Origin of the sequence: Edaphobacter acidisoli, assembly GCF_014642855.1 — a bacterium.
GTDB lineage: Bacteria > Acidobacteriota > Terriglobia > Terriglobales > Acidobacteriaceae > Edaphobacter > Edaphobacter acidisoli.
Genome location: NZ_BMJB01000001.1, coordinates 2,272,854 through 2,298,022, shown reverse-complemented (window position 1 = coordinate 2,298,022; position 25,169 = coordinate 2,272,854). Strand labels below are relative to the sequence as shown.

Below are 25,169 nucleotides of genomic sequence, written 5' to 3'. Positions count from 1 at the left end.
TTGCAGCCGCACGATGCGTGTGCGAAACTCCAGCTTGCTACACAATAAATAGCTGACCACTTATAGCTGGCCACTTGTTGTGGCAGCCAGATCCGGAAGCCAATCGGGTCTGACTGCCTCCAAGTGGGTCGTCTTGTGCTAAAAGTCCAACCGGAGCGCAAGCTGGACCTGTCTGGCGTTTTGGGCAGAAGTAATCTTGCCAAAGACAGACGAAGCGCTCGAGGTGGTTGGGTTGCTAAAGTTTACGTTGTTGAAAAGGTTGAAAAAGTCAGCGCGAAATTGAACTTTCGAGTTTTCACGGAACAACAGAGGAAAGTTCTTCACAAGGCTCATGTCGGTATCGAAATACGAGGGGCCGACAAGGCTGTTGCGTCCGCTGTTGCCGAAGGTTCCGTAGACGGCAGGCGCGACGAGCGGCGAAGCGAAGGCCGTTGTGTTGAAATATCCCGTTCTGGCCCACGAGTCACGGCCACCGCAACCTGCACAGGGGTTCGTGCCCGTCACGTTCAGGCGCAGGGCTCCAATATCCCTGCCCGCTCCGAGCCAGGGTGCTGCGGACCCGGTAGTAACAGAGAACGGAGTACCGCTGCTGTAACTCACAATTCCTGAAACCATCCATCCACCTGCAGCATATTTTGCAGGGCCCAGCTTCTCAAACTGCGGAAGATTCCAAACCCCGTTGACGCTCAACAGATGCTTCTGATTGAAGTCGGACCTGGCATATTCGCCGGCGATGGGACTGGCCGGATTTTGTGCAGTTCCACCATCCGCATCGGCATAGGAGCCCGCGTCGAGAGACTTCGCGAACGTGTAAGCGAATTGCATGGTATAATCCGCGGAAAAGCGCTTCCGTGCGGTGATCTGCATGGAGTTGTAATTGGAGAATCCAATATTGGCTATTCTTGTGATGCCAGCGTAATACTGGGGCAGGAAAGGACGGCGCGACTGCGCATTTGCTGCGGTACCTCCTGCGGAGTAGGGAGCCGCATTGGCCTGGTTCCCATCCCACAACTGGTTTCCGTGACTTCCAACATAGCCGGCCTGCACCATGAAGTCTTTCGGGAACTCATGCTGCACGTTGAAATTGTATTGTTGCGTGAACGCATTCTTGAGATGCGGGTCCGGCGAATAAAACTGCGCCGGAAACGGCCATAGCGGGTTCGTTCCGGGGTTGAGGTAGGGGTATGGGAATGGGTTTGTGTAACCAGTCCCTCCGTAGGGATTGGTGAAAGTATTCGGGGTGAATACCAGTTGCGTCTCGAATGGCGGCGCCTCAATTTCATTGGCCATGGTGATCGCCCCAGGTGCGTTATAGAAGATGCCATAACCTCCGCGAACCGATGTCTTTCCATCGCCGAAGACGTCGTAGGCAAATCCAAGCCGCGGCGCAAAGTCACCTTTGTCCATGAAGATGGTCCCGGACGGAATTCCGGGGTCCCCAGGAAATGCGAGGCCCGGAGGAGCGGTTGGGAATCGCGTGGAATGAAAACTCGGATCGAAGGTAACAGTAGGAGAGTCGTGATTAAATTCTACCCAGGGGAAGAAGAGATCCCACCGTACGCCCAGATTCAGTGTCAGCCGAGACGATGCCTTATATGCATCTTGAGCATAGAATCCCAATTCCACTGAATGCTCGTTACCGTAATAAGGGGTGTACTGTCCGAAGCTGATAGGCTTCCCAATAAGATAGTCGGCCCAATTGTTTCCCGTCTCAATGCCGCTAAAGGTTGGATTTCCGGCGGAGTTCGTGTCGATCCATTCGATGTTCTCGGCTTCACGAAGGGCCATCGCACCGAACTGCCATAGATGCTTTCCCTTGACCCATGACAGCTTTGCGTCGGCTTGTTTCAAAGCCGTATTTTCATACCATGGATTCCCTGAACCAAAACTTGTGACACCAGATACTGACACCAACGGAGAAACGTTGTATCCGCCGGTATTATATTGGGCTCCCATTTGCGTCCCCGTTATGATTGTTCCCTCGGGGGTGCCGGTGGTCGATAGATTTGTGTCCGAAAATCCGAAGTCGCCAATCAGGTTGGACGAGAACGTGTGTGTATCCCTGACGGTAGTACCCCAATTGGAGTTGGAGAAGTTGTCGTAGAACTTAGAGGAAATGATGGAGGAATATGGAGGACCGGTTACGGCCGAGGTAACCATATGGAAGAAACGTACATACGCCTGATCGTTTTTCGTTACGCGGTAATCGCCTCTGATCGTGTATTGGTTGCCGCTGGTAGGAGTTGCCACCTGGTCCGTATACGCCCACTGCCCGGAGGGCTGCAGGGTTGGAGTGGGTATGTAGGTATTCATGAAGGCCACTGACATCGTGTCCCATTCGCTCTTGGGAATTTGATTTGTGCCTGCATATCCATTGGCGGTAGTGTAATTACAGGGAGTGCTGCCAGTACCCGGACCATTGCCATTTGTACCGCATGTGGCGTTATACGGGTCGTGGAGTTGCGCTGTAAGAGCGCTAAAGTCCCCACTACGCTGAGCCGGTGTTATGGTGGCGAGATTCTCAAGAGTTACCTGATGAATTCGCAGGCCCTCGTAGGTGGCGAAGAAGAATACCTTGTTCTTGAGGACCGGTCCGCCGCCAGCGACGCCGAATTGGTTTTGTTTCAATATCGGTTTTGCCGCCGGAGCGGGCGCGAACCAGTTTCTCGCATTGAGCGCGTCGTTACGCAAAAACTCCCATGCCGATCCATGGAAGCTGTTGGTTCCCGCTTTGCTGACGGCTACAAATGCTCCTCCCGACGCATGTCCGTACTCTGCGCCGGCATTGTTTGTTATCAGCGAGAATTCCCCGATCGAGTCAGGATTGGGAAGGTTCGCTGGGCGGTTGTAGAGTCCGGTTACAAAGATAGCGCCGTCAAGTGAGACTTCACTGCCGTTAACGCGGCTTCCATTCACGCTGAAGGTCGGCCCATTGCGCTGGTTTATCACTGCGGGGGGCAGGGTGGCGGCACCTACTCCAGGCACGAGGGTGATGAGTTGCAGCGTATTGCGCGTGTTCAGGGGTAGCTCTTTAATCTGGGTGCTGTCCACCTCAGTACGGACAGTTGCCGAGCTGGTGTCCACCTGCGTTGCCTGCGCGGAGACTTCAACCGTTTCGTTTGTGCTGCCGACTTGCAGCACTACATCAACACGGGCATTTTGTCCGTCCTCAAGAACGATCCCGGACTGAGCGTAAGTTTTGAACCCCGCCCCTGTAGCCTTCAGGCTGTATGTGCCGACCGGCAGAGAAGGAATTGTATATTCGCCAGTCGCCGAGCTGGAAACGGTACGGTCCAGGCCGGTTCCTGTATTTGTAACCTCGATGGATGCACTGGGAATTACGGCTCCGGTTGGGTCTACAACTCTACCGGACATTTGCGCGTTCGTCGCTTGGGCGTTTGCGGAACTTCCCCAATTCATTGCAGTCAAAGCAAGCACCAAGAGCCATCCAGCTAGCCGACGACGTCTCGTTTTCATCTTCATGGTTCAGCCTCCATTTCCAATTCTTCTTTGAGGATTCGGCCGTCTGCGGCCCAGGCATGTGAGTAGCCTTGAAACCTTTCAAATTCTTCTTGTTCTTGTAATGCTGAAGATTCTCGAATCAGGCACTCAATATTTTGAATGCTTTCAAATTGTGATGATGTAGAACCCTACAACTGCATGTGGAATCTTGTCAATGTATTTTCTTTCTTTTTCCGACAGTTCTGTGCGCCTATGAATACAGGTATCTTAAGCCGCACACCTCCCGCCATCCGCATCTGCCAGGATCACCCCATCAATTCTGGTGGCGCAGAGCGCGCATGAAAGCTTTCACTGCAATCTATACTGAATCTGCGCTCACAAACACCTGGTTCCGCTTCCACCGCCGAGGAAAGACATCCCATGGCAACAATGAAAGACATTGCGAAGATTGCCGGCGTCTCGCTCGGAACCGTGTCTCACGTACTCAATGGAAGTGCAGGCGTCCGCGAACCGGTGCGCCGCCGTGTGCTTGATGCAGTCCGCTCCACCGGCTACCAGCCCAGCCAACTTGCGCGCGGTCTGCGACGCGTTCAAACCAACGTCATCGGAATGATCATCCCCGATATCACAAACCCGTTCTTTCCCGCTGTCGTTCGCGGCGCCGAAGATCAGGCGTTCTCCCATGGTTACCGGCTGATTCTCTGCAACACCGACAACGATCACTCAAAGGAGCTGGCCCACCTCAACGAACTTCGCACGTATCTGCCTGCCGGCCTCATCGTAATCCCCTCCACATTCAGCGATCTCACTACACAGGCGAAGTCTTATCGCGAAGTGGGCACGGGAGTCGTGTGTATCGACCGCCTCCCCAAAGATTGGGGAGGTGACACGGTCACTGCCAACAATCAGAAGGGCGCATACAAGGCTACCCAACATCTAATCCAGTTGGGGCATACACAACTCGCCACCATCTCCGGGCCTCTGCACCTGACCAACGCACGTGAGCGGCTCAACGGATTCAAGCAAGCCGTCAAAGAGGCCAGACTTCAGATCGCGTCTGAGTACATACAGGAATCGACCTTCGACAAACAGGGGGGAGTGACAAAGGCCGAGCTGCTGTTGCGTCTCATTCCGCGGCCTACCGCGATCTTCGCCGGCAACGACATGATCGCCCTCGGCGTGCTTGCTGCAATTCGTGATGCGGGCCTTCGCTGCCCCGAAGACGTGTCAGTGTTTGGCTTCGACGATTTGGAACTGGCTGAAACCACAAACCCGTCTCTTTCTTCCGTCTCTCAATCCGGCTACCATCTCGGATCGACGGCAGCGAACATCCTTCTTGAACGCATTCAGGGGTATATGGGGCCGGCCAAGCATATTGTTCTCGAAACATCGCTGAAGCTACGTGATTCGGTCGCTCCTCCTGCGCCTCACTTGCCTATAAGACGCGCAACTGCCGGCAAGCACCGTCCTGCTCCGGGCTAGCGGGATAGGTCCAATGGAAGGTTGCCTGGAGTTTGCAGCAGGAACCACTCTTCCCCTGCCAGCTCCGCAGACTGAAACCCCGAACGTGGTGGAGGCGGTGGCTACGGGCGACTTCGATGGAGACGGAAAGCAGGACGTCGCCGTGCTCGCCGAATATGCACGGGACGTGATTGCACCAGGGTATGGCTTTGAAACGGATGTGCCGTTTATGACCGCTCTGCTCGTTTACTACGGTCATGCAACTACGCCTGGGACCTATACAGTCACCGTTACTGGTACATCTGGAGCGACTACTCGATCTACCGGTCAATACGGTCTTTCACACAAAGTGAGAGGAGGTTCTCTTTTGTATTGTCACTTCTTGTAAATTGAGCGCTTATATCGTAGTATTGTTCGAGTAATTCATCGTATATCGCGCATAAGCAAGTATATTGAGCGCTTATATTGCAGATTGAGATTCGATCACCATGGCCCTTGAACTCGAAAACAAAGTGGTGGTGCTCACAGGCGGTGGAGATGGCATTGGGGCTGAATGCGCTCTGGCCTATGCGCGTGAGGGTGCATGGGTCGCCATCGTCGACAGAAACCTGGAGGCTGCGAAGCAGGTGGCGGAAGATGCCGGATCGCGCTGCTTTGCGATTGGCGCGGATGTCTCGGATGGAACACAGGTGGCGTCGGCGATTGAGAAAGTCCTGCAGACCTGCGGGCGCATCGATGCTGTACACAACAATGCGGGAGTGGCGAGTCCGTCGACTCCGCTGCATGAGACAAGCGAGGCGGAATGGGACCAGCTCTTCCGGGTCAATGTGAAGTCGGTCTATTGGACCACGCGCTTTGCGCTTCCGGCCCTGATGCAATCGAAGGGGACCATTCTCAATACGGCGAGCATGGTGGGGCTAATCGGCCAGGCTGACCACGCGGCCTATGTGGCGACCAAAGGCTCCTTGATTTCGTTGACCAAGGCAATGGCTGTCGATTATGCGCCTCATTCGATACGAGTCAATGCTATCTGCCCTGCCGCGGTATGGACGCCGATGCTGGAGCGCTGGTGCGGGGAGCAGCCGGACCCAACCGCAACGCGGCAGCTTCTTGACACGATTCATCTCCTGGGCCCGTCTCCGCGCGGCGATGTGATTGCTGATGTCGCGATCTTTCTTCTTTCCGAGCGGTCCCGCTTTATGACAGGATGCATTCTGCCCGTCAGTGGAGGCGCTGAGCTGGGATACAGGCGGCTGAACCAGGAGTGAATATGCCAGGCAGTAGTGCGATCACACGGATCACCGCCGTCGACATGCGATACCCGCTGCCTCCAGGAGCGGGTACAGACGCGGTGCACACGAATCCGGAATATAGTCTTGCCGTTACGCATCTGGAGACTGATGATGCGCAATCTGCAACGGGGATCACGCTCACGCTGGGTGAAGGCAATCGGCTCGTGTGCAACGCCATCGAGATTCTCGCCAGGCCCCTGCTGGGCCGCGCGATTGAAGATCTGATGGCGGATTTCGGAAGCGTATCCCGTCAGATCGCAAACGACTCGGCCATGCGCTGGCTTGGTCCGCATAAGGGCGTGGTCCATCTGGCGCTCGCCTCCATTACCAACGCCTGTTTTGACTTGTGGGCGAAGGCCCGTGGCGTTCCCCTTTGGAGGCTTCTGCTGGAGCTGACGCCGGAAGAGCTGGTTGGTACGCTCGATCTGAGCTATCTGGAGGAGGTTCTTCCGCGGCAGTGCGCGATTGATCTGATCCGCTCTCATCAAGTGAGCAGAGCTGAACGAGAAGGCATTCTCAAGAGCGGCTATCCGGGGTATGACACCTCTATCGGCTGGATGGCTTATGACGATGATAAGGTACGCGAATTGACCAAACGCGCGCTGGCGCGAGGGTTCTCCGCATTCAAGCTCAAGGTTGGGTCTGCGGACGAAAGCAGGGACATACGGCGGGCGCACATGCTGCGCGAATGTGCGGGAGACTCCGCAACGCTGATGTTCGATGCGAATCAGCAGTGGAATCTGCCGACAGCTATGAGGATGTGCCGCGACCTGGCGGTACTTCGGCCCTTGTGGATTGAAGAGCCAACGCATCCGGACGATCTGATGGCACACGTCGAACTTGCATCGGCGATTGCCCCGGTAAAGGTGGCCGCGGGCGAGCACATTCCGAACCGGGTTGTGTTCAAGAACTTTCTCCGCTCGGGAGCGATGCACTATGTTCAGGCAGATGCTACTCGTCTCGCGGGGGTTAGTGAGTTCCTTACTGTGAGCCTGCTGGCACGCAGACTTGGGCTTCCTGTGGTTCCGCATGTGGGCGACATGGGCCAGTTGCATCAACACCTGGTCCTGTTCAACCACATTGCGCTGGGACATGAGGTGAACTTTCTGGAGCACATTCCTCATCTGCGTCAGCATTTTGTGCATCCCGCCCAGGTTGAAGGAGGCGTGTACAGAACGCCGCAGGAACCGGGCGCTTCTCTGGATCTTGTGAATCTCTCCGTGATCGTCGCATGACGCCATCGACCTCGAGCGGAGTCATCCTCGCGGCAGTGGCTGGGCTCATGTCCGGCAACTGTATGCTGCCGTCGAAGTTCCTTCGCTCGTGGCGATGGGAGAATATGTGGGCTGTCTTCAGCCTGGTCTCCCTGGTGATACTTCCTTGGGGCCTGGCCTTCTGTTTTGTCCACAACCTCCACGCGATATACAGCTCGCTGCCACTCCCGGTATTTTTCATGCCTGTTCTATTCGGCGCGTGCTGGGGAGTGGCGCAAATTCTGTTCGGAATCTCCGTGGACCGCCTTGGGATGAGCCTCACGTATGCCATCGTCGTCGGTATGGGAGCGGCTCTGGGCACGCTGGTACCGATGATTGCTCTGGAGAAGAGCGAGCTGCACCGCCGCACGGTTGAGGCCGTTGTGCTTGGCATCGTCCTGATGGCCCTGGGCATTGTCCTTACGACACTGGCCGGCCGCCTTCGTGACAACGCGCACGCCGCACTGCCGTCGCATGGCGGAAAGAGTTATCGCGCCCTGATTCTGCTTGCGGTCCTCTGCGGATTTCTGGCGCCGATGCTGAACTATTCCTTCGCATTCGGGCAGCAGATTGCGAAGCAGAGCATCGTCTTTGGCAATTCTCCTGCGCTGGCGAGTTACGCCGTATGGCCTATCGGTCTCGCCGGCGGGTTCATTCCCAATGCCGGCTATGCGGCCTATCTGATCCTTCGGCGACGAAGTCTGCCGCTGTTTGCGAAGGCGTCTCCTGACATCTGGCTCGCATCTGCCATGGCCGTGTTGTGGATGGGCGCGTTCGCTGTCTACGGTATGAGCGCAGCCTTTCTTGGGAACTTAGGAACCTCCATCGGCTGGGCACTCTTTCAGATTTTCATGATCGTTGCGGCGAGCGTCTCGGGGCTACTGACTGGAGAATGGAAGAATGCTTCAGGCAGAGCGTTTGCGTACTTAATCTCTGGCATGTCCCTGCTCATCGCGGCGACGATCTTTCTGACGTTCACCAACCGAACGTAGCATGCTGAAGAACAGAGCAGCCATTGCGGAGCGCTATGGCTTTCTCTCCTCGGGCGGCAGGCTGCGAGGGTTCAATTACCGTGACGAGTTCCTGGTACCGCGCGTCTTCTTAGGCGGCGATGCCGGTCTCTTCTCCCAATTGTCGTATGCGCTCTGGGCAAACCGTGACATGGCATACCGCACATATTGCTCGGTGATGTCCGGCTGGCCTTCCTTGATAAGATCAATGATTCGCTGATGCGCTTCGAGGTCCTTGCCCCACACGGATGCGTCCTGTCCGGAGGACAGTACACGAATGCGCGCAAAGGCGAAGAGTGGAAGGAGAATCCTGCGCGACTGTTCGACAACGTAGACATTGCCCGACAGGTGACAGAGTTCGAGATGGAACTCAAGGTCTCCATCGAGCATGTCTTCGGGACGGTCTTCCCTGAAAGCCTTTCGCATCTTCACGAGGGCTTCTTCGAGAGAGGAGATATCCGCGCCTTTCTTCGTAGCAAGCCGCGCCGCCAGTCCCTCGATGGCGCCACGCAGCTCATACATGTCGAGCACGTTCTGCTCGCTGAGGCTGACCACGCGAGCGCTTCGCCCTGCGGCCTTCGTAACGAACCCGTCCTGTGCGAGCAGATTGATCGCTTCACGAACAGATGCCTGAGCGACGTTGAAACTCTGCGCCCAGGTGCCTTCAACGATGCGCGTACCAGGATGAAGCCTGCCGCACGCAATTTCCTGACGCAGGCGATCCGCAACGGTGTGCTTCACCAGCGTTTCAGGAGGATCGGCATTTGAACGTGCCACTCTTGTTCTCCTCTTCTGATTAATCTCATCCGAGGCTACCGGGAAATCGTTTCACAGTCAATCGGATATAAGCGCTTGAATAGCCGTATATCCTTCTTCCGACAATCGGGGCTTCGGACCATGGGTTGTGTAGATTTACTGACAATAAGCGCTCATAAATCATAGCCCGTCCTGGCGCACATCTGTTGGATTATCTTAAATATATGCAATTATTTATGCATGTCATCCGATAATGCATTTGACAATGGGTCATGTAACCGGGTACAGTTTTTCGCAATATGAGCGCTCAAATTTCGCAGTCGCCTGAGAAAAATCAGGCAGGTAGCTCGATGTTGAAAGCGCTCATTCTTCACAAAGGTTAGATATCGGCGCCGGGATAGTGATCCACGGTGCAGGAGGCAAGCATGATGCAAATAAGAAACGCGCTTCTACGGTTCGAGAGCCACTTTCTGGGAGCGGCGAGAATGCGAACAGTTCTCTGCCTGCTTCTTTTTCCACTGTGTGTTGCGGCGCACGCCCAGGTAGATCAAGGCGCCATTACAGGCACCGTTCACGATCCCTCCGGAGCGGTGATTCCAAACGCACTGGTCACGCTGACGAGCACAGATAGCGGCCTGGCGTTCCAGCGGCAGAGCAACGCGAGCGGCGTCTACATCTTCTCCCCCATTAAGATCGGGAACTACACGTTGAGTGCAGCGGCACCTGGGTTTGCGACGACGACTCGGAAAAACCTTCACCTCGATCTTCAGCAACGACTGGATGTCGATCTACAGTTGCAGCCCGGCGCTACGTCGGAGACGGTTACGGTGACCACGGCCGCTCCTCTGCTCCAGACACAGCAGGCAGCTGTCGGCCAGGTGATCGATACCCAGACCATCAACAACACGCCGCTCAACGGACGCAACTGGGTTTATATCGCTCAGCTGACCGCCGGCGTCGCGCCTCCCTTTGGGAATACGCGGGGCAGCGGCACGGGAGACTTCGTTGCGAACGGCCAGCGCGCCGAGCAGAACAACTTCATTCTCGATGGCGTCGACAACAATACAAACCTCGTCGACTTCCTCAATGGCTCCAGCTTCGTGATGCGGCCTCCGCCGGATGCTCTCGCGGAATTCAACATCCAGACGAGCAACTTCAGCGCTGAGTTTGGCCACTCTGCGGGCGCCGTGATGAACGCGAGCATCAAGTCCGGGACGAACCAGATCCACGGCGACGTATGGGAGTATCTGCGCAACACCAATCTCGACTCGAAGGATTGGGATGCAAGCACCATTCCTCCGTACCACCAGAACCAGTTTGGAGCGACGCTTGGCCTTCCCTTCTGGAGGAACCACCTGTTCTACTTCGGAGATATCGAAGCGAACCGCATCTCCATCGCCAACCCTACAACCACTACGGTTCCCACGGCGTTGATGCGTACCGGCGATTTTTCTGAGTTGCTGAATACCAGCCTCAACAATCAGGGCGTGCCTGTTCAGCTCTATCAGCCGAACTCAGGCGGAGCGCAGACGCTCTCATGCAACGGGACGAATAATGTCTTCTGCTCCAACCAGCTCGACCCGGTCGCGCAGAACATCATCAAGCTTTATCCGATGCCCAACTTTGGCGTCACGGGGCTTACCTATAACAACTACCGCACCAACGTGGGCCGCGCGGACAACACGATACAGTGGGACCAGCGCGTCGACTGGAATGTGAGCGCGAAGGACCAGGCCTACGCTCGCTACAGCTATGCTCACGAAATTATTACGCATGGACTGCCTCTGGGGCCGATCCTTGATGGAAGCGGATTTGGTGGCCAGTTCGATACGAATCTGGCGGAGAACTTCATGCTCAGTGAGACGCATGTCTTTTCTGCGAATCTCGCCAACGAGTTCCGCTTTGGCTACAACTGGATCGTTTCGCAGTACCACCAGCCCAACGCCAATGACTACACCCTGGCGGCTTCGCTCGGTCTGGGCGGTATCCCGAACAACGGGCCCGGCCTGGGCGGTCTTCCGCTTGGCTACTTCGACGGCTCCATCGGAATCAATCAGTGGGGTTCTGTCGGCACGCAGGACGAAGCGCAGAATGTCTATCAGATTCTGGACAACGTAACGCGCACGCTTGGAAACCACTCGCTGCGGGCTGGTGTTTCGGTCCAGTCGATTCGCGTGTTCGACCGCTATGCGGCAGCGCCTACCGGTCAGTACTTCTTCAACGGGCAGTTCACGTCGAAGGTTGGAAGCACAGTGACTACTGGCGCAGGAACCGCAGACTTCCTGATCGGCCAGATGCATCAGGCTGATATCTGGACCAGTCCCAACATCAACGATGCGCAGTGGTATGACGCGGCTTACCTCCAGGACGACTGGAGAGTCACACCGCGGCTTACTTTGAATCTTGGGGTCCGTTATGACCACTATGAGCCGTACAAGGAGAATGCCGGCAACCAGGCGAACTTCATCGCCACGGGAGGCCTGGGCATCGGCACAGGAACCGGCATCTATGAGCTACCCAGCCGGTCTCGCGGTCAGGACCTTGGTTCCGCATTCCTTGCGGCGTTGGCCAAGGACAACGTAACGGTCCAGTACAACTCCAACGATCGTCTGGCGAACGGGCAGAACCTCAACTTTGCTCCGCGCGTCGGCGTCTCGTTCCAACTGGATAATAAGACAGTCGTTCGAGCAGGCACGGGCATGTTCTATGGCGGCCTGCAGAGTCAGGGCAACACGAACCTGGGAACGAACTTCCCCTGGGCCAACGACGTGTATCTCTATGCTCCTAACTGCTCCGTGGGCAACTGTGCCTCGCTGTTGTCTGAAGGCATTTCGCTCAAGGACGGTCTGACAGCAAAGACCAACGTCGGGCTACAGAATTTTGTCTCCAACCCCGGTCTTCATGCGATCGACCCACATATCAAGACGCCGTATACGGTCAACTACAGCCTTGCCGTGGAACGCTCGATCACGCCAAACATGGCTGCAACACTCAGCTATGTCGGGAACGGGTCAAGGCATCTTTCGCTGTACTACGACCCGAACACGATTCGCGGCCTGTTTGCTCCTGGCATATCGACTCAGCAATATATGCCGTTCCCTGATCTTGGTGGCATCGGAACGATTCATTTCGGTGGCGACAGCAATTACAACTCGCTGCAGGCCAAGCTGGAGATGCGTACCGCGCATGGGTTGACCTTTCTCACAACGTATACCTATGCACATGCGTTCGACGATACCAGTGACGCGGGCGGACTCTCTACCGCAGTCGGTGACCGGAACATGGCGCTGATTCCGTATGGCCAGGAGTACACAAACTCGCCGTATGATGTCCGCCACCGCTTCACGCTGAATGGCAATTACCAGCTGCCCTTTGGTCAGGGACGCGCCTACCTGAACAGCTCGCGCTTGGCAGACTATGTGGTGGGCGGCTGGTCGACGAGCCTGGTATTTGCGGTGCAGACAGGCACTCCGTTTACGGTGTCCCCGAGCATCTCGACTGCGAATGGCGGCGGAGCACGCGCGATCCTCGTGGGTGATCCATTCAAGGCCGGTGGAACTCCAGACACAACCAACAACCCCAGTCTAACCTCCTGCCCGACACAGGTAAGGACTCGCAACAACTGGTACAACCCGTGTGCCTTCAGAAATCCGCTTCCTGGAAATCTGATTACAGGATCGACGATCGTCACGGATGAAGCGACTGCCATTGCGTACCTCGGTGGGCGCTCCAACCAAATCTATGGACCTGGCTATTCGCGGGTGGATATGTCGCTGTTCAAAACGTTCCCCACCTTCCGCGAGCAGACGCTGCAGTTCCGTGCCGACGCCTTCAACCTGTTGAATCATCCGACATGGGGCAATCCTTCGAACCAGGGGATTGGACCGCAGGGCGGTCAGATTACGGGAACCAAGTTCTTCCAGAACAACACGCCAGATGCGCGGTTTCTGCAACTCTCGCTGAAGTATCAGTTTTAGCCAACTGACGAGCTGGCCAACCAGCCAGCTCGTCGATTTCACACCGCGGGCCATAGGATACTTCTGTTGGCCCGCGATGCTCCCAACGGCCTTATCCTATGCTCGGGGGATTTCCTTGAATCGAACGCTCGCGTGTTGTCTTGTAGTTGCTGGTTTATCTCTGTCTGGGGCAACATCGACTGCTTACGCTCAACCGCATCGCCAACTTGACACACTTACCTTCGGCAACAGCACGGTCCGCGTGGAGTATGGTCTTCACACAGGGACCATGGATCTGCTTTGGCATGATGGCCACAAGCTGCTCGGTGTCTTCAGTGGAGCACAATTGGCCGATGGCCGCATGTTGTCCTCTACGGGATACAGTTTGCATGTTCTCGAACAAACGACTGCCAGGGACCGCAGCGAGCACGACTATGTCGTCCGGAGCAGCATGGCAGGGATGCCCGACCTGATTCAGCACATCACGCTGTATGACGGCAAACCGTGGCTCACGATACAGGCCGAGCTCGATGGCGAAGCCGCAGGCGTCGGCACGCGGCACTTCGATGCCGTGGCGACGAAAAATCCGGATGCAGTGCAACTCGGCAGCGGGGCACGATTGCGCGTGCTCCACGTACCTTTCGATAACGATATGTGGTTTCGCTTTAACAGCATGGATGTTGCTGCGATGAAGCAAGGGCAGACATATTCGAGCGACGAGGTCACGACGATCTTCGATAACGAAAGCCGCCAGGCGCTGGTGCTCGGATCGATCACGCATGATGTCTGGAAGACTGCGATCGACTTCCATGCCGCAAACGGACGGTTGAAGGATCTCGATGTGTACGGCGGCATCTCGTCGCCTACAGGTGTGCGTACCGACACGCACGACACTGTGCCACATGGGATCGTTCATGGTCAGTGGGTTGCTTCGCCACGCATCTTCATCGGCTCGTTTTCGGATTGGCGTGACGGCCTGGAGGCCTATGCCCGTGCCAATGCAGCGATACATCCTCCGCTTGTATGGCCGGCGGGAGCGCCTATGGGCTGGAACAGCTGGGCTGCTTATGGGGACCACATCAATGCGCATCGCTATCTTGGATCTGCGGCATTTGTCCGGGACAATCTCGTGCCGCAGGGCTTTGGACGCAATGGTGTCGTATATATCAACCTCGACGCCTTCTGGTCGGCGCTCGACGCGGTGCAATTACAGGATGCAGTTGCTGACATCAAGGCCATGCGTGGGGCGAATGGAATACATTTCGAGCCCGGTATCTACTGGACTCCCTTCGCCTATTGGTCCGACGATCTCGATGCGTATGTTGAAGGAACCAACATGAAGTATCGCTATCGTGACATTCTGCTCAAGGCCCCGGATGGTTCTTTTCTGCCGAAGGTGGATGGCGGCCGTCCGATTGATCCCACGCATCCTGGCACGAAGGAGCGCACAGCGTATTACATACAGCACTTCAAGCAACTGGGATTCAGATACCTGAAGATTGATTTTCTTTCGCACGGAGCACTGGAGGGAGCGCACTACGATCCAACGGTGCAAACGGGCATTGAAGCGTACAACATGGGCATGAAGGAGATTGTGGACCAGAATGCCGGACGCATGTTTCTGAGCCTTTCGATTGCACCACTATTTCCGTCGGGATACGGAAATGCTCGCCGCCTCTCCTGCGACACCAAGGGGCACATCAACGGGGAGGAGCAGTCGACGGAATACATGCTGAACTCACTTACTTACGGATGGTGGACCGATAAGAGCCTGTACATCGCCGACCCCGATCATGTTGTGCTCGGAACGAAGGCGGATCAGGGCGCACGTTCCGTAACGGAAGGCAAGAGCAGACTGCTCTCCGCAGTGATCAGCGGTGGGATGATTCTGGACAGTTCACGGCTGGCTGACGATCAGGAAGGGCAGGCGTTTGCGAAAGCTGTGTATAACAATCCAGCTCTCTTTGCCGTTGCCTCTGAGGGGAAAATCTTCCGGCCGCTGGAGGGCGATACCGGCGACAAGGCGACGAATGTATTCGTGCGGCCCTCGGCTCATGGATGGTATGTGGCTGTATTCAACTATGACGATAAGCAATCGCAGACCGTGCACATTCCACTGGCACGAATCGCTGCTGAGTTGAAGGATACGTCGCCAACCGTGAAGGATTTGTCTGGCAACGCCAGGCTCAGCGTAGAGCACGGAGTTATCAACGTCGTTCTACAACCGGCAGAGTCCAGGTTGATTGAAGTGCGGACGCGTCCATCGTGAGGATGCTTCGCTGCCCGCTTCATCGTTAGGTCTCAGCTAGTTTCAAGAACCACAGACGGGAGGACAATTCATTGATTACCGACCGACGCAGCTTCCTGCAGAGTGGCCTGGCGCTGGCTGCGTTGTCGCATATGCCCACGGACCTCACGGCACAGGACCCGACACGACTGACCGACATGCTTTGGTATCACCGGCCAGCCACACGCTGGCTGGGGGCACTGCCCGTCGGCAACGGTCGGCTCGGAGGCATGGTCTTTGGCGGGATCGAGACGGAGCGCATTGCGCTGTCGGAGTCCACGGCGTGGTCTGGCGCGCCCACAACGGGGTGCGTCAACCCAGGCGCGCTTTCGCACCTGCATGAGATACGCGAGCTCTTCTTTTCCGGTAAATACGACGAGGCACAGGCGCTGTGCAGTAAGTATCTTCCCGGCAGCATGAAGAACTTCGGCACGAACTTACCACTGCCGGAGCTACAGTTCGCATTTCAGAACCTCGATGGGCCTGCGGAGTATCGGCGTTCGCTCAACCTGGACGATGCTATCGCCAGAGTTCGCTTTCGCAGCGGCGGCGTTATCTTCACCCGCGAGGTCTTCGCAACTCATGCAGATGGCGTGCTTGCCATGCGATTCACGGCAAGCCATCGAGGTGCGATCGGCTTCAGCATGAGCTTCGGCACAGGCGTGATTCCCAACACGTTTCACTCAGAAGGTCAGGAAACGCTGGTGCTGAACGGTAACTGCTTCGAGCATCAGCACAGCAGCGGTCACGACGGCGTAGCCATTCAGATTCGCGCTCAGGTGCGCGCTCAGGGCGGAAGAATCTTCGCGGAGGGTCAGCGCATCTCCGTTACGGGTGCGGATGCGGCAACTATCCTGCTGGCCATCGGCACGAGCTATCACGGCGGTGTTCCGGAACAGATGTGCAGGCGCGCTTTGCAGGAAGCATCGAGCAAGACGTTTGAGCAACTTCGCCAGGCGCATATCAGCGACTATCAACCGCTGTATCGGCGCATGTCGATCGACCTTGGCCAAAGCTCGTCAAGCGCGCGTCTACAACCTACAGACGCACGGCGCAAGGCCGTCGAGAATGGGGTCGATGACCCGGAGTTGACTGCGCTCTTCTTTCAATACGGCCGCTATCTCACCATCGCGGGCTCGCGCGCTGATTCGATTCTTCCGCTGGCATTGCAGGGTATATGGAACGATGGACTCGCCAGCAGCATGGGCTGGACCGATGACTTTCACCTGGACATTAACACCGAGCAGAACTACTGGCCGACTGAGGTGTGCAATCTTTCTGAGTGTCAGACGCCTTTGTTCGGACTGATTGAACAGCTCGCTTCTGCTGGCAGGTCTACTGCGAAGGAGATGTACGGCTCGCCCGGATGGGTTGCTCATACGGTCACCAACCCATGGGGCTATACGGCGCCGGGCGACGTCGGCTGGGGCATCGTGGTTACTGCTGGCCTCTGGACCGCCGTTCAAATGTGGCAACACTACGAATTTACACGGGACACTATATTTCTCCGTACCCGCGCATATCCGGTGCTTCGTGAAGCAGCCGAGTTCTTCCTGCATTACATGGTGGTGGAACCCAGGCATGGGTGGCTTGTGACCGGGCCATCCGATTCTCCTGAGAACTGGTACATTGCGCCGTCGGGACATCACATCGCGGAGTCCATGGGGAACACGATCGACCGCGTGTTTGTGTATGCCCTCTTCAGCATGATCGCGGAGGCATGTACTACGCTCTCGATCGACGAGGACCTTCGTTCGCGGGTAGAAGCGGCGCGAGCGAAGTTGCCCCCATTTCAGATTGGCCGCCACGGACAGTTGCAGGAGTGGCTGGAAGATTTCGAGGATGCCGAACCGAACCATCGGCACACCTCGCATCTTACGGCGCTCTTTCCCGAAGACCAGATCTCACCGCGTACCACGCCCGCCCTGGCCCGTGCGGCCGAGGTGACGATCCAGCGTCGCATGGATGCTCCGCACTGGGAACAAAGCGAGTGGGGACGCGCGAACCTGGTGGTCTACTATGCGCGGCTGCTCAAAGGTGATGAGGCACACCGTTATCTCGTAAGCCTCATTGCGAAAGCGGCTGATGATAATTTGCTGACTTACTCCAGCGCAGGAGTAGCTGGAGCCGATTCAAATATCTTTGCCATCGATGGAAATACTGCCGGGAGCGCGGGGATCGCTGAAATGCTGTTGCAGTCTCAGGGAGGCGAGATTGAACTTCTTCCTGCCCTGCCGGCAGCATGGGCGAACGGCTCCATCCGCGGCATCTGCGCGCGCGGCGGCTATGTTGTCGATATGGAGTGGCGCAATGGCAGGCTGGACTGGGCCACTATCACCGCGAGACAAACCGGTTCTTCTCCCGTTCGTTATCGGGACCGCATGACGCATATTCGATTGAATGCAGGACAACAGATTCGTCTGCGCCCAGATAGCTTCAACGAAAGCGCAGCCGCGGCAACTGGTCCTGTGATTCATAGGAAGACGCCTTAGACCGGTCACTTGACTGCTAATCCCATCGATACCAGAAAGCCGGAGGATGACTTGAACTTATACCCACACCACTCTTCTTCGTTTTACAACCGCTACAACACCGCTCTGTGCTTTGCCGGAGTGCTTATCGCATGGTTCGCCTGTTCGGCCGTCGTTGCTCAGGCGCAGAAGCAGACGTCCATCCCTGAAGAGATCGAATGGACGTGGGAGGTGCGTCCCTCGCATCCCAATGCCAGCCTTCCTAACGTGCTATTGCTCGGGGATTCCCTCACGCGCAACTATTTTCCTGAGGTGGCAAAAGACCTGAATGATGTGGCGAATGTTTATCTCATGGCCTCATCCACTTCAGTAGGAGACCCGAGACTTCCCCATCAGATTGCGGAGTTCGCGGCGATGGAGCACGTCCGCTTCCGTGTCATTCACTTCAACAATGGCATGCACGGATGGGACTTTACTGAGGCACAGTATCGTGCCGCCTTCCCTGATCTGCTGCATAGCGTGGAGGCCCTGGCACCTGACCACAACTCACTCATCTGGGCGACCATCACGCCGGTGCAAGCGCACACCTTCAACGGTGCAACCAACGAGCGCATCGATGCACGCAATCGAATTGCACTCGCGCAGATCCGTGCCGCGAAAATTAAGGTGGACGACCAGCATGAGTTGATGGAGAAGCACCTGGATACCTATCAGGATACGGTCCACTTTGGCCCCGCGGGTGCAGCACTCATGGGCGATCAGGCGGCAAAGACCATCCGCGAGACATTACATCCATAGTCTGCGCCATGATATAAGTGGTCGCGCAAAATAGGACAGTGTTCCCAGGGACCTATCGAAATAGGCACCGGATCTGCGGTGTTGCGGAGGAGTATGCCCAGCCTCATTTCGGCGTTCGTGTCCGAATGCTTCGCCTCGATCGAGGGATGAGCCAATTTGACCTCGCCGAAGAAGTCGGGTTGTCAGAGGGACAAATCAACAATATTGAGCGCGGTAAGAGCTGGGTAGGAGAACTCACTTTTGCTCTTCTTGCAAAGGCTTTGCATGTCTCACAACCTGCTCTCACCGATTACAGAGAAAATGAAGCCTTCATTAAATCTGGTGGCCTCAAAAGGCGCGCTCCGCGCAAACCCGCCAAGCTCATTGTAAGGAACAGACGTCAAACACTTGTCTCTATTCCTGCGAAGAAGCGATAGAGCATAGACTGACACGTCGAATATCACCTGCGGGCTAGTTACGCGAGGACTTTACCTCAAACGTATGGGGAGAGCAAAGCTCAACCCGAAGATTCACCTGTGCATCATCCTCCACAAGTGGCACAATGTCTCCAATGAAGTCCGCCGTACAGAGCGACAACCGGCGTCTCAGCCCAACGCCAAGCCGATGGAAGGTCATCGTCGTCCTTGCGGTCAGTGCGGCAGCCCTCCTCACCGCAATGTCCTCACCCGCAGGTTCGATTTCACCACAGTCGCTCTGCTCTTCGGGTTCGTCGCGCTGTGTACCATAGCTATCCTGCACGCTCGTTTTCTTATCCTTACCCACAGGGGACACCGGAACACTACCACCTTCCTCGAACGGCGCAATGCCGTCGAACTCCGTCACGCAGAAGAGGCCCCAAGAGAAGAGCCTCGCTCGCTCGTTCGGCTTGGCGAGAGGCAGACGCTCTGCACAGCAGCGTATGAACAGAACGCAATCAAATTGGGCGTTGCATCTCCAGGTCGCAGGGGCTAGGGTGCAGTTGGCACGGCAGGTTTCGTTGTGCCAAAGGCATGTATTGTAACGAGATGAGAGTCGAGTACTTGGTAGCCCTTTTTCACGTCCACTCGGACAAGAGCTTGAAACGCCTTGCCTTTTCCTGTTTGGGGCACCGTGTTCACCTGAGTCAGCGCTTTCGACAGTTCTTCCACACCCGCCGTTGAAGTGACGAGAAGGGCTGCACCTTCGGTGCCTGTGGTGTCGATACCACCCAAGATTGCTATTTGGTGTTCAGGAGTCACACCAGACTGAAAAGTGACGAGAGCGTAGTCCTCTTCGATGCCGTGAGTCACTGGATCGTGCACAGTGGCATACTTTGATTGTTCTCCCGATCGCGGCCGACTGTTCACGATCTGATCGGACCACGGATCGTGCGTCGATGCCACGCTTTCAAACAGAAAATCTCCTGTGGGAATGATTTGCGCAACCGCAGGATTCTCCGAGGAGGACCCAAGCAAGATGACGTTGTGCCGCTCTAAATCGTCAGTACTGATGTCATAGCTGGATTTTACGATTGGCGTAGCGCCCATCTGCGCAAATTGACTAATCAACATGGCCATGGCCCTTAGGTCGCCCGTTCCTGTGTATCCGTTGTCGTAGAAGAGAGAGCCCGCTCTCGCCACAAGAGATGGATTCGAAGCAAACTGACGCGCCAGGTGTGAGTCAACGAGGACGCCTCGATTATCGGCGGCCCCATGCCGAAATCGAAAGAGGTCCCCAGAGCCGTCGATCAAGAACATGGTATCGGCATAAGCGATGATGGGGGTGGAATCCTCTTTGAGGAATGGTGCCCAGAATGATGCGACAGGATCGGCAGAGGTAAGTAACCTCTTTTGCGGCTCCTGGAGATCCTGATGGGTAGATATATGAGCCGTTGAAAGGTGACCAGCGAAGAACCCAACTGCTCCTATCACGAGACCGATCATGACCCATACCGGTCTCAAACCACGACCCTGTTGTGGCTCGTTTACACCTGTATGCCCCACATCCAAAGTCGGAGAACTGGTGGCTGCTCTGTTGTCTATATGGTCATCGAAGGACTCTTGTAATATACCTGCTTGATTTGCTGGGTCTGCAGCCGGTTCTTCGCTCAACCCGGTCCCACGATCTAAGCCCGGCGATCGACTTGGAACGCGTGCCGCAAAAGTCGCCCGGTAGGAGCCCGGAGGAACTTCGATCCGTATTTCGTCACCCGCTCCTTCGTCGTGCAAGTAATGTTGAGCGAGGCGCTTGCGGATCTCTGCTGCCCGTGCCCTGACGACTGGATCGTTGCCGGAATCGTAATCGGACGGACGCCCGAATACTTTGATTCCGATCATTCGTTCCCGAAGCAACTCATTTTCGTTGGCGATAGAGTGCTCGACAATGTACCGGAGCAAGGCCTGACACTGAGCGCTGGAACGAAAGGAATGTCCGGCCAAAACCTTCCCGAGCGCCCTTTCGATCTCAGCCTTTCGCGTTTCGTGGCCATCGTGCGGGACCATCGTACTCACATTCCGCTTTATACACACCCGCGAGTGTGCATGTCCAGGTTCTTTTGGAGGTACAGTACCCCCCTCTCGCCGGGGGTAGCCAGCGTCCGCCCCTGCACCTAAACCTATTTGTATGTGCAGCATGCGTAAGTTCCACGCTGGAGCACCGTAATTCACCTTACGGCTGTGGGGCGGTTCAAGTGTAATCCGCAGAAGCTCAACGAATCGCTTTCGGGAACTGGCTGATTTGGCAGTCGCGTAGACGCCGACGAGAGCGTATTTCGCGCAAACAAGATCAAAAGTCTTTTCGGAGGGCAAAACGATGTACAGAGCTTCTCGGAGCGCCATGCGTAGTATGAAGTTGTCAGTTGAATGGTGGAAGACCTGCAGGGTAGCTGCCCTGTGGCAAACATGCCTTCTGGGCGGCATCCTGTTGTTGTTCGCCCGCACAGGGTTTGCACAGCTATCGACGGCTTCGCTGAGCGGTGCTGTCCGAGATCCCAGCGGTGCTGTGGTTCCCAATGCCAAAGTTGTATTGAGAAATATGGCTACGGGTGTCGAGAACACAACCACTGCCAATAGCGTAGGCGCCTATGTCTTCCTGAATATAACGCCCGATAGTAGATTCACACTTGCGGCGACGGCTCCAGGCTTTGCGGTGCAGAAAATTCCTGAGTTCGCACTTGTAGTCGGGCAGGCCGCGACGATCGATTTTGTTCTGACTGTTGGCTCCCAAAACACCGTAGTGACTGTTCAAGGCACAGCACCACAACTGGAGGCGACGAGTGCCAATCTCGGCACGGTGGTCGGGACGAAACAAGTGAACGATCTTCCCCTGAACGGCCGTGACTTTACTCAGCTTCTTGCCTTCACTCCTGGAGTATCTCCGGTGAACAATGGGCAGGGCGGTCCAGGACAGGGTAGTTATGCAACACCGGAGCCATCCAATCAGAATTCCACGATTCCGTCTGTCAATGGGCAGGGCAACCGAAGCGATTACTTCTTCACGGATGGCCTGAGCAACTTTGGAGCCTTCCACAGCGTGTATGCCGTTCCGCCCATCATCGATGAGATACAGGAATTCAAGGTCGTGTCTCACGCCGACAGTGCGGAATATGGGTCGGTGCTAGGCGGCGTCGTCAATGTAGTCACAAAATCCGGTACCAACGATCTTCACGGTTCGGCATTCGAGTATTTCCGCGATGCGGGCATGGATGCCCATCAAGCTTTTACTGGGACTGCCAGCGCACCCTCTTTTACCCAAAACGAATTTGGCGGAGTCGTCGGAGGTCCGGTCCGGCTCCCGAAACTATACAACGGCAGGAATAAGACATTTTTCTTCGGCGCATATCAGGGATTCCGTTTTTCGCAGACCGAAGCTAACTTTATAAGAGTTCCCACTGCTGCGCAGCTCGCGGGGGATGAGAGCGACTGGCCTACGCAGATCTTCAACCCATTCACAACCGCACCGGATCCACTCCACCCTGGTGAGTTCACCCGTCAGCCCTATGCCGGGAACCAGATTACTCCGGACCCCAACATGGTGGCCTGGGCCAAATTTGTCTACCCTGCGGCCGGGCCTGTGCTCGACGCAGCCGGACATAATGCGACGGATTCAACCCCTACGACGCAGACCATCAACCAATGGACGGCCCGGATTGACCAAAAGCTTGGCAACAATGACACTGTTTGGTTTCGCTATAGCCGTGACACGAGTGTATTAAGCGAATCTGGCGGCGTTCCGGGACTTATCAATTCCGTTATCGTTCCCAACAGAAACTACGGCGGCAGCTATGTGCATGTCTTTAGTCCGAGTCTCGTTCTCCAGCTTGAATTTGGCCGTACTGAGGTCGGGGATAATGCAATATTGGAATTCACGAAGAGTACGCAAGCTCTCATCAGTCAGATTGGGTTCTCGCCATCATTTGTCGGCGACTTCGCGGCGGCACCAGGAAGAAACTTCCTTCCCGGGCTAGATATCGCCGGGGGCGGGGTTGGTGGCTCCTCCACATACGCTTCCCCAGGCGAAAACTACGCGCTACACCCCGATGTTCCCAATGCCAACCAATACGCCGGTGTGTTGACGAAGACATTTGGAAACCACACGATCAGCATTGGCGGAGGGTTCATCACCAATAAGTTTTACAGTCCGATCACGACCGATAACATCACATACGCGGCGGAGCAAACCGGAAACCCTGAAAATTCGGCGCAGGGCGGTAACCCGTTGGCCTCCTTTCTCCTCAACGTCCCAGAAGCCGCAGACCGGCGCAACGTTGTTACGGAAACGCGTCCTGGCGGTGTCATGAGTGAATTTCTGCAAGATTCTTGGAGGGTCACAAACAGCTTGACGATCAATGCCGGGCTTCGCTACGACCTCACGTTTTTCCCACCTGTGGGAACCACGAAGCAAATTGGCGTGAATGGCGGGCCGGAGACCGGCGACATAGATTTCAACACCGGCACCTATATCATTCAGAAGCTTCCTCCTGCCTGCAGTGTGCGCGGCTTCGCGCCGTGCATTCCCGGAAACGGGACCCTCCCGGCAAACGTCGTCGTGTCTCCAAACGATAAGATCATGCACAACACCTACACGAATGTTGGCCCCCACCTCGGCTTTGCCTATAAGCTCGCGGACCGCACGGTCATTCATGGAGCTGCCGGCATCGTCTACGACAATTGGGCGGGGGTATTGCAATTAGCGCAAAATATCGACGGACTGTGGCCCGACATCGGTCAACAGGAGCCCACTGGCTTAAACGTGCCGACTGATGCCTCACCGACACCGACGGTTACGTCTCAGAATCCGCTCGCAAGCAGCGGCAGCGGCACCTTCGTTCCAGCGCCTACGCCATTTACTCAGCAAGGATTTGAATACGATCCGAGAATGAAGAATCCTTATTCGGAACAGTGGAACTTTGGCGTGCAGCGACTGATTAGCTCGTCGACGACAGCGACTGTGAATTATGTCGGATCGAGCACGCACCGACTCGATGTTGGCGGCATCTATGGTGGCGCCCTGACCCCCGGGACTGGCCCGATTCAGCCGCGTCAGCTGTTTCCCTACATTGCACCGACGTTTTACGATCGCAGCACGGGCCGCGGCAATTACAACGCGCTGCAGGCTTCGTTGGAGAGGAGGTTCACCAACGGTCTCTCCTACTCGGTTTCCTACACCTGGTCAAAGTCCATCAATGTCGGAGGCGACGGATACTTCGGCGTTGAAGGCGGCGTTCCGCAAGATCCCTATAATCCGGGGCGCTTCGATCGTTCCGTATCGGGACTTGATTTAACGAACATCCTGGCTGTGAACACTGTGTATGAGATCCCCATTGGAAAGGGCAAGAGGTTTTCCACTGGAAACGGCGTCGTCGATTACATCCTGGGGAACTGGCAGATTAATAATATCTTCCAGGCCCATTCCGGTACAGCCTTTACCCCTCTTGATGGCAATGATGTTGCGAATACGGGAGCGCTTGGTTTCGTTGCATATGAACATTTGAATGTGGTGGGAAATCCAGCGCTTTCGCACAGGAGTGCAGCGAAGTGGTTCAATACGGGCGCGTATGCCGTGCCGGCGTTTGGAACCTACGGCAATGCGGGGCGCAATTCCCTCAGGGGCCCAAGCTATTGGGACTGGGATTCGTCGGTCTTCCGCCAGTTTCCGGTGGGTGAAGGGCGGCAATTCGAGTTTCGAGCCGAGGCCTTCAATTTGGCCAACCACGTGAACCTTGGGCTGCCCGACGGCACCATCACCGACGGGCCGGCTTTCGGCACGATTAGCGGCACTGCATACGGCAACACATCCTTAAACCGGCAGCTTCAGATTGCAGTGAAGTTTATCTTCTAAGGCTGTCAACCTCCGGGCAAATCCAGACCGGTTCGACTGGCGTGGATTTGTCCGGAGTAAATCAGTCCAGCAGTCGGTTCAGGGACCGCCGTAAGGATGTTCCAGTTTTGAGCTGTACGAGCGTTG

The 25,169-nt window shown here is 56.0% G+C and carries 15 protein-coding genes; 11 read left to right on the top strand and 4 right to left on the bottom strand.

Annotation, left to right across the window (positions count from 1 at the left end; translation table 11 throughout):
* Window positions 1-138 precede the first annotated feature (138 nt).
* On the bottom strand, window positions 139-3,375 hold the full coding sequence (locus tag IEX36_RS09210) for a TonB-dependent receptor (protein ID WP_188759043.1): 3,237 nt from the start codon (window positions 3,373-3,375) through the stop codon (window positions 139-141).
* A gap of 507 nt (window positions 3,376-3,882) precedes the next feature.
* On the opposite strand from IEX36_RS09210, the gene IEX36_RS09205 reads away from it, so the two are divergent.
* The 5 genes from IEX36_RS09205 to IEX36_RS09185 all read left to right on the top strand — a co-directional run bounded on the left by IEX36_RS09205 (window position 3,883) and on the right by IEX36_RS09185 (window position 8,460).
* On the top strand, window positions 3,883-4,944 hold the full coding sequence (locus IEX36_RS09205) for a LacI family DNA-binding transcriptional regulator (RefSeq protein ID WP_229668831.1): 1,062 nt from the start codon (window positions 3,883-3,885) through the stop codon (window positions 4,942-4,944).
* A gap of 13 nt (window positions 4,945-4,957) precedes the next feature.
* Entirely contained in the window at window positions 4,958-5,311 is a 354-nt protein-coding gene (locus IEX36_RS09200; protein ID WP_188759042.1) for an FG-GAP and VCBS repeat-containing protein, read from the top strand.
* A gap of 100 nt (window positions 5,312-5,411) precedes the next feature.
* Window positions 5,412-6,191 carry an SDR family NAD(P)-dependent oxidoreductase gene (locus IEX36_RS09195; protein WP_188759041.1) on the top strand — a complete coding sequence of 260 codons (780 nt, stop codon included), beginning with the start codon at window positions 5,412-5,414 and terminating at the stop codon, window positions 6,189-6,191.
* A 2-nt stretch (window positions 6,192-6,193) separates the two neighbouring features.
* The gene (locus IEX36_RS09190) at window positions 6,194-7,450 is read left to right on the top strand and encodes an enolase C-terminal domain-like protein (RefSeq protein ID WP_188759040.1); all 1,257 of its coding nucleotides are present in this window, start codon (window positions 6,194-6,196) and stop codon (window positions 7,448-7,450) included.
* A complete protein-coding gene (locus IEX36_RS09185; protein WP_188759039.1) occupies window positions 7,447-8,460 on the top strand; it encodes an L-rhamnose/proton symporter RhaT in 1,014 nt (337 codons plus the stop codon). Before IEX36_RS09190 ends, IEX36_RS09185 begins: the two co-directional genes overlap by 4 nt.
* Window positions 8,461-8,535: 75 nt before the next feature.
* Here the strand turns inward: IEX36_RS09185 and IEX36_RS09180 are convergent, their stop codons facing one another.
* Window positions 8,536-9,255 carry a GntR family transcriptional regulator gene (locus tag IEX36_RS09180; protein ID WP_188759038.1) on the bottom strand — a complete coding sequence of 240 codons (720 nt, stop codon included), beginning with the start codon at window positions 9,253-9,255 and terminating at the stop codon, window positions 8,536-8,538.
* A 464-nt stretch (window positions 9,256-9,719) separates the two neighbouring features.
* Here IEX36_RS09180 and IEX36_RS09175 point away from each other — a divergent pair, with 464 nt between their 5' ends.
* The 5 genes from IEX36_RS09175 to IEX36_RS09155 all read left to right on the top strand — a co-directional run bounded on the left by IEX36_RS09175 (window position 9,720) and on the right by IEX36_RS09155 (window position 19,162).
* Window positions 9,720-13,211: an outer membrane beta-barrel protein gene (locus tag IEX36_RS09175; protein WP_229668830.1), complete on the top strand. Its 3,492-nt coding sequence runs from the start codon at window positions 9,720-9,722 to the stop codon at window positions 13,209-13,211.
* A gap of 268 nt (window positions 13,212-13,479) precedes the next feature.
* Window positions 13,480-15,459, top strand: coding sequence for an alpha-galactosidase (locus tag IEX36_RS09170; protein WP_188759037.1), 1,980 nt, complete (start codon window positions 13,480-13,482; stop codon window positions 15,457-15,459).
* A 71-nt stretch (window positions 15,460-15,530) separates the two neighbouring features.
* Entirely contained in the window at window positions 15,531-17,969 is a 2,439-nt protein-coding gene (locus tag IEX36_RS09165; RefSeq protein WP_229668829.1) for a glycoside hydrolase family 95 protein, read from the top strand.
* Between the two features lie 51 nt (window positions 17,970-18,020).
* Window positions 18,021-18,746, top strand: a complete 726-nt coding sequence (locus tag IEX36_RS09160; protein WP_188759036.1) for an SGNH/GDSL hydrolase family protein — start codon at window positions 18,021-18,023, stop codon at window positions 18,744-18,746.
* A 17-nt stretch (window positions 18,747-18,763) separates the two neighbouring features.
* Window positions 18,764-19,162, top strand: a complete 399-nt coding sequence (locus IEX36_RS09155) for a helix-turn-helix domain-containing protein (RefSeq protein WP_308422291.1) — start codon at window positions 18,764-18,766, stop codon at window positions 19,160-19,162.
* 34 nt (window positions 19,163-19,196) lie between these two features.
* Here IEX36_RS09155 and IEX36_RS09150 read toward each other — a convergent pair whose 3' ends face one another.
* Both IEX36_RS09150 and IEX36_RS09145 read right to left on the bottom strand, forming a co-directional pair.
* Complete coding sequence (locus IEX36_RS09150; protein ID WP_188759034.1) at window positions 19,197-19,568, bottom strand: hypothetical protein; 372 nt, start codon at window positions 19,566-19,568, stop codon at window positions 19,197-19,199.
* A 125-nt stretch (window positions 19,569-19,693) separates the two neighbouring features.
* Entirely contained in the window at window positions 19,694-21,214 is a 1,521-nt protein-coding gene (locus IEX36_RS09145) for a hypothetical protein (protein ID WP_188759033.1), read from the bottom strand.
* Window positions 21,215-21,548: 334 nt separating this feature from the next.
* Here IEX36_RS09145 and IEX36_RS09140 point away from each other — a divergent pair, with 334 nt between their 5' ends.
* Complete coding sequence (locus tag IEX36_RS09140) at window positions 21,549-25,043, top strand: TonB-dependent receptor (protein WP_188759032.1); 3,495 nt, start codon at window positions 21,549-21,551, stop codon at window positions 25,041-25,043.
* Window positions 25,044-25,169: the final 126 nt, after the last annotated feature.

Coding starts and splice junctions, on each gene's coding strand:
- IEX36_RS09175 (WP_229668830.1), top strand. CDS start 9,720: ATGCGAACAGTTCTCTGCCTGCTTCTTTTTCCACTGTGTGTTGCGGCG.
- IEX36_RS09205 (WP_229668831.1), top strand. CDS start 3,883: ATGGCAACAATGAAAGACATTGCGAAGATTGCCGGCGTCTCGCTCGGA.
- IEX36_RS09210 (WP_188759043.1), bottom strand. CDS start 3,375: ATGTCCGGTAGAGTTGTAGACCCAACCGGAGCCGTAATTCCCAGTGCA.
- IEX36_RS09190 (WP_188759040.1), top strand. CDS start 6,194: ATGCCAGGCAGTAGTGCGATCACACGGATCACCGCCGTCGACATGCGA.
- IEX36_RS09170 (WP_188759037.1), top strand. CDS start 13,480: ATGGATCTGCTTTGGCATGATGGCCACAAGCTGCTCGGTGTCTTCAGT.
- IEX36_RS09195 (WP_188759041.1), top strand. CDS start 5,412: ATGGCCCTTGAACTCGAAAACAAAGTGGTGGTGCTCACAGGCGGTGGA.
- IEX36_RS09200 (WP_188759042.1), top strand. CDS start 4,958: ATGGAAGGTTGCCTGGAGTTTGCAGCAGGAACCACTCTTCCCCTGCCA.
- IEX36_RS09140 (WP_188759032.1), top strand. CDS start 21,549: ATGAAGTTGTCAGTTGAATGGTGGAAGACCTGCAGGGTAGCTGCCCTG.
- IEX36_RS09185 (WP_188759039.1), top strand. CDS start 7,447: ATGACGCCATCGACCTCGAGCGGAGTCATCCTCGCGGCAGTGGCTGGG.